Raw genomic sequence first — 14,142 nt, forward strand, 5'->3', positions numbered from 1 at the left:
AGTTATTTGTTAAAAAGTACCAATAACCAACAACTAACAACCAATTACTGAACTGGAGTTAACTCTCTTTCTGCCACAGCGTCAGCGTTAGCTTCTGGGGTATCAGCTTCCGAAGGCGGTACAACTTGCCAGAACTGCGGCAGGTATTCCGACCAGTAAGCCAAAATAGTCTTAGCTCTGGGGCTGCCAGTACGTTCAGCGTGGGCTTGGATTAAGTCCTTGAGCTGTAGCTCACCAACAGAGCTAGTAACCCGTTGAATTTTAACAATTTCCGGGTTGACTTTTGCAGGGAAACTCCCATCTTTATCCAAGAAGTAGGCTAGACCCCCGGTCATCCCAGCACCGACATTACGACCGACATTGCCTAAGACAACGATTACACCACCCGTCATGTATTCACAACAGTGGTCACCTGCTCCCTCAATTACTGCCTGACCTTTCGAGTTACGAACACCAAACCGCTCACCTGCGCCCCCGTTGGCAAACAAAGTGCCGCCAGTCGCCCCGTAGAGGCAGGTATTGCCTACAATCACGTTTTTGGCAGGGTCATAAGTCACTTCTGCTGGCGGCTTGATGATAATCTCGCCCCCGTGCATTCCCTTACCAACGTAGTCGTTGGCTTCACCTTCTAAGATGAGTGTCATTCCAGGGAGGTTGAAGGCACCAAAGCTTTGACCAGCAGCCCCTTTGAAGTTGAGGGTAATTTGCCCTCCGAATCCGGTATCTCCGTACTTTTTGGCGATCGCACCCGCAATGCGAGTTCCTACAGTTCTGTCGGTGTTTATGATGCCGACATCCTGAGTTACAGTGCCTTGGTTGCTAATCGCGTCCTGGATGGCGCTATCTGTGAGTAGCTGATCATCCAGAACTGGACCATTACTATGGACAGGTTCATGCTTCAGCCAACTGCGATCGCTTCTGGTGTCCGGCAAATTAATCAGACAATCCAGATTTAAAGCCGCTGTCTTGGTTAGATTAACACCTTCCCGAACTTTCAACAGGTCAGCGCGACCAATGATTTCTTCTAGTGACCGATAGCCTAGTCGTGCCAAAAGCGATCGCACTTCCTCGGCTACGAAGAAGAAGAAGTTGACTACATGCTCTGGAATACCTGTAAAGCGCTTACGCAGTTCTTCTCGCTGAGTGGCAACACCGACTGGGCAGTTATTCGTGTGGCAAATCCGCGCCATGATACAGCCTTCAGCAATCATCGCGACAGAACCAAAGCCATATTCTTCTGCGCCCATCAGCGCCGCCATCATGACATCCCAGCCTGTTTTGAGACCACCATCAGCGCGGAGCAAGACGCGATCGCGTAGCTGATTTTCCAATAGCACCCGATGTACTTCTGTTAGCCCTAATTCCCAAGGTGAACCGGCGTGCTTGATTGAGCTAAGGGGAGATGCACCCGTACCGCCATCATGACCAGAAATCTGGATGACATCAGCATTCGCCTTAGCAACCCCAGCCGCAATAGTCCCAATGCCAATTTCCGCTACCAGCTTCACAGATACTCTGGCTTCAGGATTAATCTGGTGCAGGTCAAAGATCAACTGCGCCAAGTCCTCAATCGAATAAATATCGTGGTGAGGTGGGGGAGAAATTAGCGGCACTCCTGCCTTAGATCGCCGTAGCATCGCAATATAGGGGCTAACCTTCGTCCCGGGTAGCTGACCTCCTTCTCCAGGTTTAGCACCCTGAGCCATTTTGATTTCAAGCTGCTTGGCGTTCATCAAGTACTCTGGCGTTACACCAAAGCGACCTGAGGCAACCTGCTTAATCGCAGAACTGACTGTATCGCCATTTCTCAAGCCCTTGAGGTGGGGGAACAGTTGCGAATGTCCTGTTTCATCGACATCATCAAGGACTTTGAACCGCACGGGGTCTTCGCCACCTTCACCGGAGTTGGATTTACCCCCAATCCGATTCATGGCGATCGCTAAAGTCTCATGGGCTTCTCGTGAGAGTGAACCAAGGGACATCGCACCCGTACAGAACCGATGGACGATTTCCGCCGCTGATTGTACTTCTTCAATGGGGATAGAAGTGCGATCGCTCTTGAAGTCCAACAAATCCCGAAGTGCTGTCGGTGGACGCTGCTCGAATAGCTGCGTATAGAGCTTGTAGTGGTCGTAGTTCTTCCCATCTGCGACTGCCTTGTGCAGCGCCTTAGACGATTCAGGGCTGTTCATGTGGTACTCGCCCCTGGGCTTGGCATTGATAAAACCGTAGTTCTCCAGCTTCTTGCTAGTTAATTCCGGGAATGCCCGATGGTGGAACGAAATAACTTCCCGCGCCAAATCCGCAATGCTCAAACCACCCAACCGCGATGTTGTTCCGGCAAAAGCAAGGTTCAACAAATCCGTACCAATACCAAGTGCCTCGAATATCTGAGCCGCCTGGTAAGAGGTTAGTAGAGAAATCCCCATTTTTGAGAGGATTTTCAACAGACCCCCTTCCACCGCCTTACGGTAGTTTTTCTGAGCCTCTTCTAACGAGACAGTCTCAATCTTGCCTCCTTCCATTAGTTTCTGAGTCTTGGGATTAGAGATCCACTGACGTACAGATTCCAAAGCTAAGTAAGGACAAACTGCAGATGCACCATAGCCAATTAAGCAGCCAAAGTGATGAGTATCCCAACACTGAGCCGTATCAACAATCAGTGACGCTTTCATCCGCAGTCCTTGGCGGATGAGATGATGGTGTACTGCACCCACTGCCAAAAGTGGTGGAATGTAGCTGTAGTTCTCGCTGAGACCGCCACCCGTTCTGTCACTTAAAATCAGAATCTTCTTCCCAGCACGCACAACCTCAGCAGCTTGCTCGCATAGCTGACACACAGCCGCCTCTAACCCGCTTGGACCCGCTGGAATTTCAAACAAGGTTGATAGCTCAGCCGTTTCAAACCCTGAGGTTTTGACCGCTTCCAACTCTGCCTCATTGAGGACTGGTGTCTCCAGCTTCAACAGTCGAGCATACTCAGCACGAGCATCTAAGAGATTCCCTCGCTCACCTAGCTGCATACTCAACGACATCACCAAACTTTCCCGCAACGGGTCAATCGGTGGGTTCGTCACCTGAGCAAAGCGCTGCTTGAAATAGTCATAGAGCAAACGCGGCTTATCCGACAGTACAGCTAAGGGAACGTCATCTCCCATGCAGAACGTGGGTTCCTTGCCTTGAGTAGTCATCGGCTGGATGATCATCTCGACATCCTCCGCCGTGTAGCCAAAGGCAATCTGCTGGCGCAGTAACACGGATGTCTCTAGCTTAGGAGCTGATTCAAAGGGTTGAGGCTTCAGCTCGACTCGATGCTGCTGTAGCCACTGACCATATGGCTCTTGGGTAGCCACCCGTTGCTTGATTTCCCAGTTTTTCAGAACCTCATGGGTTTCTAAGTCCACGGCAATCATCTGCCCTGGTCCCAATCGACCCTTCTCGACAATTTCTGCTTCGGGTAAGTCTACGACCCCTGCTTCTGAGGAAACGACAACATAGCCATCCTTGGTAATGCTGTAACGAGCCGGTCGTAGCCCATTACGGTCAAGCGTGGCTCCCACAGTCTTACCATCACTAAATACCAACAGAGCAGGACCATCCCACGGTTCCTGAATCCCACTGTAGTACTCGTAAAAGTCAACAATTTCTGGGTGTTTTTCCAAATCCGGCTGATTGAGGTATGCCTCTGGCACCATAATCATCAACGCTTCTAGCGGGCTGCGACCGGAGTGTACGAGTAACTCCAGCACGTTGTCTAGCGTCGCTGAATCACTATTATCGGGATTGACAATCGGCTTCAGGTCATCCAATTCTGTATTTGATGCTGACTCACGCCTACTCTCTACCGCTCCGCTATCTGAAGGCATACTGAGTGCTGCCTCTTGAGTCCTGATTTCTGACTCCTGAGTCCTAACTCCCCACAGAGGATGAGTTAAGTCAGCTTCACGCGCCATCATCCAGTTGATATTACCCAACAGCGTGTTAATTTCGCCGTTGTGTCCCAACAGGCGCATTGGCTGCGCGAGTGGCCACTTTGGCATCGTGTTGGTGCTAAAGCGCCGATGATAAACGGCAAAGGCACTTTGATAGTCTGGATTCTTTAGATCTGTATAGAAGTCTCCCAAGACGGTTGAGCGCACCATGCCTTTGTAGACAATCGTGCGATTGGAGAATGAGCAAATATAGAAATCCTCAGACCATTGAGCTGTGCCTTGTGCCTCTAATGTTTTGTGAACTCGACGCCTAGCTTTGTATAAAGCACGCTCTAGCTCATCCCCCCGCAAGTTTTGGGAACTCACGAATACTTGCTCAATTTGGGGCTGGTTTTCTCGTGCTTGGATGCCGAGGACTGATTCTTTTACAGGCACTACCCGCCAGCCCAGCACTCTCAGATCGTTTTGTCCTAATACATCCTCAACTGTTTGACGTGCTTGGTTGACCAAAGCCGCATCTTGAGGCAGAAACACCATACCGACACCAAGTTGGTCGGTGGCTGGCATATCAATTCCTTGCTCGATAAACCAGGGTTTGAACAGTTCCCAAGGGATAGCGGTCATTAAACCTGCACCATCTCCAGAATCTTGATCAGCGCTACAACCACCTCGGTGTTCTAAACACCCTAATGCCGACAATGCCTGCTCAACAAGTTCATGTGTCCCTGTACCTGATTGAGACGCGATGAAGCCAACGCCACACGCATCCCGTTCTTCTACCAACCAGCGTTGACCGGGAAAAGTCTGGTTGCCCTGATTCCACGGCTGAACGTGTTGGTTCTGTTTGATGCTCCTGTTGTCCATCGAATGATTCACGGTTTTTACGGATACAAATTTACGGATTGATCGCTGCTAGCGCAGCAACAGATTCATACGGCACTTCTACAAAGTGAAAATTTTAGAAACAATTTACGTTACACAGGGGTCTAGATAAACACACTTAGGCTAGAGTATCGAATGAACTACAGGACAGTAGCTGACACCAAAGCTACATCCTGATTAAACAAGGGATGAAATTTGACTCACAAGCTTATGAGTGGAAAGGCTTGAGTGCTTTAGATTGTCTAATGAACGTAACTCACCGAGCTGGTAGCGAGAGTGGCAAGTAGAGTTGGGGAAAAGAAGAAACTCTTAAAACCCCAATTCCAACGCTGGTTTCCTGCCAGATTGACAGAGTAGCAATATTATAGGAAATGCTCTACGCTAGCAATCCCCGCTTTCTAAGTTTCGCTACTGTAACTTTTACTACAGAAAATAATGGAAATTACTGTAGTTCAGGCTTAGTACTTGAGCCAAGCTTAATAAACAGTTTTCTTGGCAAGTCCGTGCCGCTGGCAAGCTCTGTGCTGTAAGCCTAGTGCAAGAAGCCAGAAGATTAGGAGGCAGAAGGCTTTTATGAAAGAAAGCTTACTGTGCAAGCTTTTTAACTGGATAGTTATTTCCGCCGTGCTGCACTAGATAGGTTTTACTGCCTTGGTTAGGACAGCAAGCACCTACCATGTCCTCCTATATTCTCAGATTTCCCAGTTGGGCAAATGAAGTTTGGACTGCGTGAGTAGTTTTACTTCTTATTATGAAGCTCTAACAGAGAAGGCGGACGTTGTAAAGTCATTATTTCTTGATATGCTGCCCAAGGCTTAATTTATTGACTTCTACAGACCAGAATCTTGGTCAAAGAGACAGCTAGATGATCAAAAGAGCAAAGCCACCCAAGCGGATCGGCGATCACGTACAGCCCTACACAACGACCCGCTTGTCTCCAAACAGTACTGCTAGTTCTAACGCTAATAGGCATGAAAGTGGAAAATCAGTTCCCATTGCGGTGCGATGCCGTAGAAGTCGAAGAGCAGCACGGCGGCAACGTGCTAATTCTATGTCTTGGGTAATGTTGTCCAAACGTACAGCGATCATTTTATTCCTGACACTGTGCGGTTCATCCTTTGGGTGGGCAAGTACGCGAGTCGGACACACCAAGCCCAAGCCACTGCTTTCATACAGCAGTGAAGTGATACTGAGTCAGCTAGCACCTGTAGTAGAGAAGCCTTTGGCTCCAAAACGGGCAGAGTTTTTGTCACCCGCCTCAACCCCATCTTCTCTAACCAAGGCGCTACTTACCCAAAGCCAAGTGCTTGATGATAATGCGATCGCACCGCGTCGAGCCGAGTTTTTGGCACAGGCATCACCTCAGGTCATTAGGCAGGGTACGCAAATCTCCTTAAATGGTCGGACGTTCAATGTAGCTTGGCAGCAGTGGCAAGTCGGAACGTCAGTTCGCTTTGGCATCAGTGACATCGGTCTGATGCAAAGCTTAGGCGTAGAGTTGCTGAGTACAAAGGATGTAACCCGACAGCCAGTGCAGTGGTTTTCTTCTCCACAGAGTACACCGCTTGTTCTTGCTAGCCAGTTGATGGGTTCCTATCGCTACCTGGATATTACGGACTTGGCTAAAGTGGCTGGTTGGCAGTTGCAAGTTGAGGGTGCAGCAGTAGCTTCAGGCGATCGCTTACGCATCTCTTCAACTCCTGCAAGGGTTAAGGAGATTCGGCAGGCACGTCAGCCTTGGGGGTCGCGTATTGTTGTTGATTTAGACCGTCCAATTCCCTGGCAAGTCAGTGACCAGCGTACCGCAGGTGTAATCACCTTGGAAGCGTCAGCTAGCCCGTCGTTGGTAGAGCAATTCAATGCCCCACCACCTCCAGAGAGGCAAGATGCGGAGGATGCCGCCCCTGTTTCAGTTGGGGCAGACGGTGAGAATGCCGTTATCCGTGTCGAACAGGGTCAAAAGCAAACGATACTTCGCGTTGATATCCCAACGGGTAAGCGCCTGCAAGTCTACTCCTTACCGAACCCAAATCGTTTAGTCATTGATCTTCGCCCCGATGCTTTGGTAGAAAAAGAGATTTCCTGGGCACCGGGAATTCGCTGGCATCAAAAATATGTAACTCTCAAAAATTCTCGCTTCCCATTGGTCTGGTTGGAAGTTGACCCCCGAACATCAGGTGCGAGTTTCAGACCAATATGGAGCAACCCCGCAACCCAAGTAGGAACCGCGCCTCTGATCCAAACGGCTCAGATGTGGCAAGCATTTGCCGCGATTAATGCTGGTTTTTTCAATCGCAATAACCAATTACCCTTAGGCGCAGTTCGCCGTGATGAACGTTGGTTTTCCGGTCCAATTCTCAATCGTGGTGCGATCGCCTGGAACGACAGTGGTCAATTCAAATTTGGTCGTCTGACGCTTCAAGAAACTTTAGTTACCTCAGCAGGAAGTCGTCTACCAATACTTTTTCTTAACACTGGCTACGTTCAGACAGGTTTTGCCCGTTATACGCCGGAGTGGGGTCCAACCTACACCCCACTCATTGATAATGAAGTACTGTTTGTTGTCCAGAATGACCAAGTAATTAGTCAACTGCCTGGAGGTATAGCAGGGCAGCAATCCTTCCCGATTCCTCTTGATGGCTACCTACTAACTCTACGCGGCAGTAGTCCCGCTAGTGCTTCTCTTAGTGTTGGCACACAAGTCAGCTTAGAAAGCCTTACTACACCCGGTGACTTTGGCTCTTATCCCCACATTCTGGGTGCTGGCCCCCTTCTGGTACAAAATCGACAAATTGTTCTGAACGCCAAAGCTGAACAATTTAGTGACGCTTTTATCCAACAATCAGCCATTCGCTCCTGTATCGGCACCACGGCAGCAGGCACACTCATAATTGCTGCTATCCATAATCGTAGTGGTGGGCTGGGTCCAACCTTAGCCGAAACAGCTCAGTTAATGCAGCTTTTAGGGGCAGCTAATGCTCTTAATTTCGATGGTGGCAGCTCAACTGGACTTTATTTAGGAGGTCAACTCTTAGACCGCTCTCCCTCCACAGTTGCTCGTGTTCATAATGGTCTTGGTATTTTCCGAGCGCCTTCTCCCTAGAGGTTGAGTTCACTAGCTACTCTCTATCTAGAAAATAATAGTAGGGAGTAGAAGTGGAAAAGAGGAATTTTCATTCTTTCGTTATGTGTGTAGTGCCTAGGGTCTAGCTAGTAAAGAGCAGGGGAAGGGCGAATGTGTTTTTTCAAGCTTCCCCTGCTCTTTACTTAAATTTCCCCGATTACTAAGTCGGCGATCTAATGCCACAACTTACAGGAAGAAACATCAGTGATTCTACTTATCTTTTTCTAGATGAAGCTGTAAACGTCTTCTCCCGTAATGCAATCGGAAGTTTTGTAATTTTAGTAACGCAATAACTGATGTTTTTGAAGTTTGCTTAAAGTAAAATCTTCATACCCTGCATAATGTAAAGACTTCTTGTAATTGACTCACTTGAACCGTTTACTGGTGACAAGAACCAGGGTTCATTTGCTATGTTTAGTTGTGGTTGGATTATTGGTTTGTCTCTTATCTGTCAAACACCAGTTTCTAGTAAAAAACTTTCCTTCAATTGTGTAGCCGTTCTCAGGAGAAAAAACTAACATGGTTCAGTCCCAAGAAGTTTCTCAAGTTCCAGCACTTTCCCTTCCTGCCTCTTTATCTGCCGATAGCGTCGCGGCTACAGAACTGCGCCCTTGGGGATCATTTACTGTTCTGGAAGAAGGGCGAGGCTACAAAATCAAGCGGATTGAAGTTAAGCCGGGTCACCGCCTCAGCTTGCAGATGCACTACCATCGGAGTGAACACTGGATTGTCGTCTGCGGTACGGCTAAAGTGACTTGTGGTGATAAGGAAGTAGTCGTTCATAGTAACCAGTCCACTTATGTTCCTCAGGGACATACTCATCGCTTAGAAAACCCAGGTGTCATTCCCCTGATCTTGATTGAAGTTCAGAACGGGGAATATCTTGGAGAAGATGACATTGTTCGGTTTGAAGATGACTATGCTCGCAGCAAGCCGGAAGGTAAGTAAGCGGCTGTACATCAAACCTTGCTTATCTGAAGGCTTCCTTGTGGTTGACGGTTGACAGTTAACTAGAACGCAAACATCACTTAGTACTCAACCGTCAATTGAATCAGCCAGTAGGCAAATATAGCTTGCGAGTGCTGTAGCATTAGCTAGCTGTACTAGTTGTGTACTCAGCTAATGATTAATATTAGTAAAGCTGCTCTTGCTGAAATTAGACGCTTACAGGCAAGGCGTCACAATCCAGAAGCCATATTACGATTGGGCGTTCAACGTGGTGGGTGTGCTGGTCTCTACTACACCATCGATTTTGATAAACTAGCGAATTCTAGCGATCGCGTCTTTGACTGTGACGGCATCTCGGTAACGGTAGATGCAGACAGTCTACAATACATTACTGGTTTAACATTGGATTATTCAGAAGACCTGATGGGAGGAGGATTTCGTTTTCATAACCCAAACGCGCTAGAAAGCTGTGGTTGTGGCAATTCCTTTCGTGTCAGTACTTGAGTCGCTGATACACCCCTGAGTTTGCTGTTTCCCCAATAAATTGACATTGGCACTAGAATGTCGATATATTTAGAATTTGTGAATAATTAGAACTTTCAAGGGAGCTATACACTCCGTAACTCATGCCCACTATCCAGCAGCTCATTCGTGACGAGCGAGCGAAAGCTAAAAAGAAAACAAAATCGCCTGCGCTGAAACAATGTCCGCAGCGCCGTGGTGTCTGCACAAGAGTCTATACAACCACACCCAAAAAACCAAACTCCGCTCTACGGAAAGTGGCAAGAGTCCGTTTGACTTCTGGCTTTGAAGTGACGGCTTACATTCCAGGTATTGGTCACAACCTTCAAGAACACTCAGTTGTGATGATTAGAGGGGGTCGTGTTAAAGACCTGCCTGGTGTTCGCTACCATATTATCCGGGGAACCCTGGACACGGCTGGAGTGAAAGATCGCAAGCAAGGGCGTTCCAAATACGGCACAAAGCGTCCTAAACAAGCTTAAAGCTCTTCCAGCATCAGCTTGACCGTTTGCCTAGTATCCTATCGATGTGATCAGGGTTTCGGCTATGCTGAGTAACAATGGTTCATTTTTTCCCAAGAGTTGTGCTGAAATCAAGCGCAACTCTTGTAATCTGAGAAAGTAATGTCCGTAGATTCACCAGGACATACAACTCTCTCTGACCTAGCCTAAGGCGACTTCAGCCCATTACATTAAGCGTGGAGGTCTGTCGAAGGGCAAATTCCTCAATTGTTGTCACTATTGTCTCTTTAATTTAAGGCTTAGTATGTCTCGTCGCACAGTTATTAAAAAGCGCCCCGTTCCTCCAGATCCGGTCTACAACAGCCGCTTGATCAGCATGATGGTACGGCGAATTATGCGTCATGGCAAGAAATCTATTGCCAATAGCATTATCTACGATGCGATGAAAACCATAGAAGAACGTACAGGTGGCGATCCTCTAGAAACCTTCGAGAAAGCAGTGCGGAACGTGACACCGCTCGTTGAAGTGAAAGCTCGTCGTGTTGGAGGTGCAACCTATCAGGTACCAATGGAAGTTCGCTCTGATCGAGGAACAACTTTGGCACTGCGCTGGCTGATCCGGTTTTCTCGGCAACGTCCTGGTCGTTCAATGGCAAGTAAATTGGCAAATGAGCTAATGGATGCCGCTAACGACACAGGAAATGCGATTCGTAAGCGGGAAGAAACCCATCGGATGGCAGACGCAAACAAAGCTTTCGCGCACTATCGATACTAATTACTGCTTCTGAGGCTTGAGCGGGTCTTTAGTAGACCCATGTTTACTCATGCCGAAAGATTTAAAGAAAGTATACAATTGTAAATAGATAGCAACGTGTAAAGACGGTTGGCACCAGACGAAGGAGGTAGCTGTGGCACGTACCATCCCCCTTGAGAGAGTACGCAATATCGGGATTGCAGCCCACATTGATGCGGGCAAGACAACAACAACCGAACGAATCCTGTTTTACTCAGGAATGGTTCATAAAATCGGTGAGGTTCATGAAGGAACAGCCGTAACAGATTGGATGGAACAAGAGCGGGAGAGGGGAATCACCATAACTGCCGCAGCCATCACCACGAGTTGGCAAGACCACAAGATCAACATTATTGATACACCGGGTCACGTTGACTTCACAATTGAAGTTGAGCGTTCGATGCGAGTATTGGATGGTGTAATCGCGGTTTTCTGCTCAGTTGGTGGTGTCCAACCTCAATCTGAGACTGTATGGCGGCAAGCAGACCGTTACAAGGTGCCACGCATCGCCTTCATCAACAAGATGGATCGGACTGGTGCAAATTTCTTTAAGGTATATGATCAACTACGCGATCGCTTTAGAACTAATGCAGTCGCCATCCAAATCCCCATTGGTAGTGAAAACGATCTACGGGGAATTGTAGACTTGGTGCGAATGCGAGCCAAAATCTACAACAATGACCTCGGAACGGATATTGAAGATACTGAAATTCCTGAAGAAGTCAAACAGCAAGCTCAAGAGTATCGCGCTAAGTTGATCGAGTCAGTTGCTGAAACTGATGAGGCACTAATTGAGAAGTACCTAGAAGGTGAAGAACTCACTGAAGAGGAAATTCGCAAGGCACTTCGCAAAGGAACTATCGCCGGAACAATTGTCCCTGTCCTTTGTGGATCCGCCTTCAAAAACAAAGGTGTTCAGCTGCTTTTGGATGCCGTAATTGATTACTTACCAGCTCCAATTGATGTTCCTGCAATTCAAGGAACACTGCCAAATGGCACAGTTGCTGAAAGAGCAGCGGATGATGAAGCCCCGATGGCAGCCCTAGCATTCAAGATTATGGCAGACCCCTATGGTCGTTTAACCTTCCTACGGGTTTACTCCGGAGTGCTGAAAAAGGGTAGCTACATTCTTAATTCCACCAAAGATCAGAAAGAACGTATTTCTCGCTTGATTGTCTTGAAAGCGAACGATCGAATTGAGGTGGATGAACTCCGGGCTGGCGATTTGGGAGCAGCAGTTGGACTGAAGAATACCTTCACAGGCGATACAATTTGTGAAGAGGATTCACCCGTTATTCTGGAGTCTCTGTATATTCCAGAACCTGTCATCTCTGTGGCAGTGGAACCGAAAACGAAGCAGGATATGGAGAAGCTCTCTAAAGCGCTTCAATCCCTATCGGAAGAAGACCCAACATTCCGTGTCAGTGTTGACCCAGAAACTAACCAGACCGTAATTGCCGGAATGGGTGAATTACACCTAGAAATTCTGGTAGACCGGATGCTACGTGAATTTAAGGTGGAAGCCAATGTTGGTGCACCACAAGTTGCCTATCGGGAAACGGTTCGCAAATCTGTTAAGACTGAAGGCAAGTTTGTCCGCCAAAGTGGTGGTAAAGGTCAGTACGGTCACGTCGTTATTGAACTGGAACCAGGAGATACTGGTAGCGGTTTTGAATTTGTCTCCAAGATTGTCGGCGGTGCGATACCCAAAGAATTCATCTCTCCGGCTGAGCAAGGGATGAAAGAAGCTTGTGAATCCGGTATCCTAGCTGGGTATCCTGTCATTGATCTGAAAGCTACTCTAGTCGATGGATCTTACCACGATGTAGACTCTTCGGAAATGGCATTTAAAATTGCTGGTTCAATGGCAATTAAGGATGCCGTTATGAAGGCTTCGCCAGTACTGTTAGAGCCTATGATGAAAGTTGAAGTTGAAGTGCCTGAAGACTTCCTTGGAGATGTCATGGGTGACCTCAACTCCCGCCGTGGTCAAATCGAGGGCATGGGTTCTGACGATGGCATTGCCAAAGTCACTGCCAAGGTTCCACTAGCAGAGATGTTTGGTTATGCTACGGATATCCGCTCTAAGACCCAAGGTCGCGGTATCTTCTCGATGGAGTTTAGCCAATACGATGAGGTGCCTCGCAACGTGGCTGAAGCCATCATCGCTAAGAGCAAAGGGAACGCATAAGTAGAAAAGGAACACGTAATTCATGGCACGCGCAAAGTTTGAACGGAATAAACCCCACGTCAACATTGGTACGATTGGTCACGTAGACCACGGCAAAACTACGCTAACCGCTGCAATCACAATGACACTAGCCGCGCTGGGTCAAGCGCAAGCGCGGCAGTACGCTGACATTGATGCAGCACCAGAGGAAAAGGCGCGGGGGATTACGATTAATACCGCCCACGTTGAATATGAAACAGCAGCGCGCCACTATGCTCATGTGGACTGCCCAGGACACGCTGACTATGTGAAGAACATGATCACCGGTGCAGCTCAAATGGATGGAGCAATCCTCGTCGTTTCAGCTGCTGATGGTCCAATGCCCCAAACACGGGAACATATCTTGCTTGCCAAGCAAGTCGGTGTTCCAAACTTAGTGGTGTTCTTGAACAAGCAAGACATGGTGGACGACGAAGAACTGCTGGAACTAGTGGAACTAGAAGTCCGTGAACTTCTCAGCAGTTATGAATTTGATGGAGACAATATCCCCATCGTTGCCGGTTCAGCGTTGCAAGCCGTAGAAACCATGACTAGCAACCCGAAAACCGCGAAGGGTGAAAATGAGTGGGTTGATAAAATCTACGCTCTGATGGATGAAGTAGATGCCTACATCCCAACACCAGAGCGTGATGTGGATAAGCCCTTCCTGATGGCGGTAGAAGATGTCTTCACCATTACCGGTCGTGGTACTGTTGCTACAGGTCGGATTGAGCGTGGCAAAGTCAAAATCGGCGATAAAGTTGAGCTGGTTGGAATTCGGAACACTCGTGAAACAACCGTAACTGGGATCGAGATGTTCAAGAAGAGCCTTGATGAAGGGATGGCTGGCGATAATGCCGGAATACTTCTCCGAGGTATCGAGAAAAAAGACATTGAGCGTGGAATGGTAATTGCCAAACCCGGTTCAATTACCCCTCATACTCAGTTTGAGTCTGAGGTATATGTCCTGAAGCCCGGAGAAGGTGGACGGCATACTCCCTTCTTCTCTGGCTACCGCCCTCAATTCTACGTGCGTACCACCGATGTAACAGGTACAATCAGTGCCTTTACCGCTGACGATGGTTCTCAACCTGAAATGGTGATGCCAGGCGATCGCATTAAAATGACAGTAGAACTGATCAACCCCATCGCTATTGAGCAGGGAATGCGCTTCGCTATCCGTGAAGGTGGTCGTACCATCGGTGCGGGTGTCGTTTCAAAAATTGTGAAATAGCACTGTTCAAGCTTAAGTAGGAGCAGAGGAGCAAATG

8 protein-coding genes are annotated in these 14,142 nt (G+C 48.2%); 7 read left to right on the forward strand and 1 reads right to left on the reverse strand.

Annotation, left to right across the window (positions count from 1 at the left end; translation table 11 throughout):
• Positions 1-44: 44 nt before the first annotated feature.
• Positions 45-4,796, reverse strand: a complete 4,752-nt coding sequence (locus AC5JL3_RS27080) for a glutamate synthase-related protein (protein WP_496077490.1) — start codon at positions 4,794-4,796, stop codon at positions 45-47.
• Positions 4,797-5,679: 883 nt separating this feature from the next.
• On the opposite strand from AC5JL3_RS27080, the gene AC5JL3_RS27085 reads away from it, so the two are divergent.
• The 7 genes from AC5JL3_RS27085 (at position 5,680) to tuf (ending at position 14,105) form a co-directional block, all read left to right on the forward strand.
• Complete coding sequence (locus tag AC5JL3_RS27085; RefSeq protein WP_496077421.1) at positions 5,680-7,917, forward strand: phosphodiester glycosidase family protein; 2,238 nt, start codon at positions 5,680-5,682, stop codon at positions 7,915-7,917.
• 540 nt (positions 7,918-8,457) lie between these two features.
• Positions 8,458-8,886 carry a phosphomannose isomerase type II C-terminal cupin domain gene (locus AC5JL3_RS27090; protein WP_192222669.1) on the forward strand — a complete coding sequence of 143 codons (429 nt, stop codon included), beginning with the start codon at positions 8,458-8,460 and terminating at the stop codon, positions 8,884-8,886.
• Between the two features lie 174 nt (positions 8,887-9,060).
• Complete coding sequence (locus tag AC5JL3_RS27095) at positions 9,061-9,390, forward strand: HesB/IscA family protein (protein ID WP_496077422.1); 330 nt, start codon at positions 9,061-9,063, stop codon at positions 9,388-9,390.
• 122 nt (positions 9,391-9,512) lie between these two features.
• Positions 9,513-9,890, forward strand: coding sequence for a 30S ribosomal protein S12 (rpsL, locus tag AC5JL3_RS27100; protein ID WP_192222671.1), 378 nt, complete (start codon positions 9,513-9,515; stop codon positions 9,888-9,890).
• Between the two features lie 283 nt (positions 9,891-10,173).
• Positions 10,174-10,644, forward strand: a complete 471-nt coding sequence (rpsG, locus tag AC5JL3_RS27105; protein WP_496077423.1) for a 30S ribosomal protein S7 — start codon at positions 10,174-10,176, stop codon at positions 10,642-10,644.
• A 133-nt stretch (positions 10,645-10,777) separates the two neighbouring features.
• Positions 10,778-12,853 (forward strand): elongation factor G, encoded by a 2,076-nt coding sequence (gene fusA, locus AC5JL3_RS27110; RefSeq protein WP_192222673.1) that lies wholly within the window; start codon positions 10,778-10,780, stop codon positions 12,851-12,853.
• Between the two features lie 22 nt (positions 12,854-12,875).
• Entirely contained in the window at positions 12,876-14,105 is a 1,230-nt protein-coding gene (gene tuf, locus AC5JL3_RS27115; RefSeq protein ID WP_192222674.1) for an elongation factor Tu, read from the forward strand.
• Positions 14,106-14,142 lie beyond the last annotated feature (37 nt).

The sequence above is a fragment of the Symplocastrum torsivum genome (assembly GCF_059505465.1).

Coding starts and splice junctions, on each gene's coding strand:
- tuf (WP_192222674.1), top strand. CDS start 12,876: ATGGCACGCGCAAAGTTTGAACGGAATAAACCCCACGTCAACATTGGT.
- rpsL (WP_192222671.1), top strand. CDS start 9,513: ATGCCCACTATCCAGCAGCTCATTCGTGACGAGCGAGCGAAAGCTAAA.
- AC5JL3_RS27085 (WP_496077421.1), top strand. CDS start 5,680: ATGATCAAAAGAGCAAAGCCACCCAAGCGGATCGGCGATCACGTACAG.
- AC5JL3_RS27090 (WP_192222669.1), top strand. CDS start 8,458: ATGGTTCAGTCCCAAGAAGTTTCTCAAGTTCCAGCACTTTCCCTTCCT.
- AC5JL3_RS27080 (WP_496077490.1), bottom strand. CDS start 4,796: ATGGACAACAGGAGCATCAAACAGAACCAACACGTTCAGCCGTGGAAT.
- rpsG (WP_496077423.1), top strand. CDS start 10,174: ATGTCTCGTCGCACAGTTATTAAAAAGCGCCCCGTTCCTCCAGATCCG.
- AC5JL3_RS27095 (WP_496077422.1), top strand. CDS start 9,061: ATGATTAATATTAGTAAAGCTGCTCTTGCTGAAATTAGACGCTTACAG.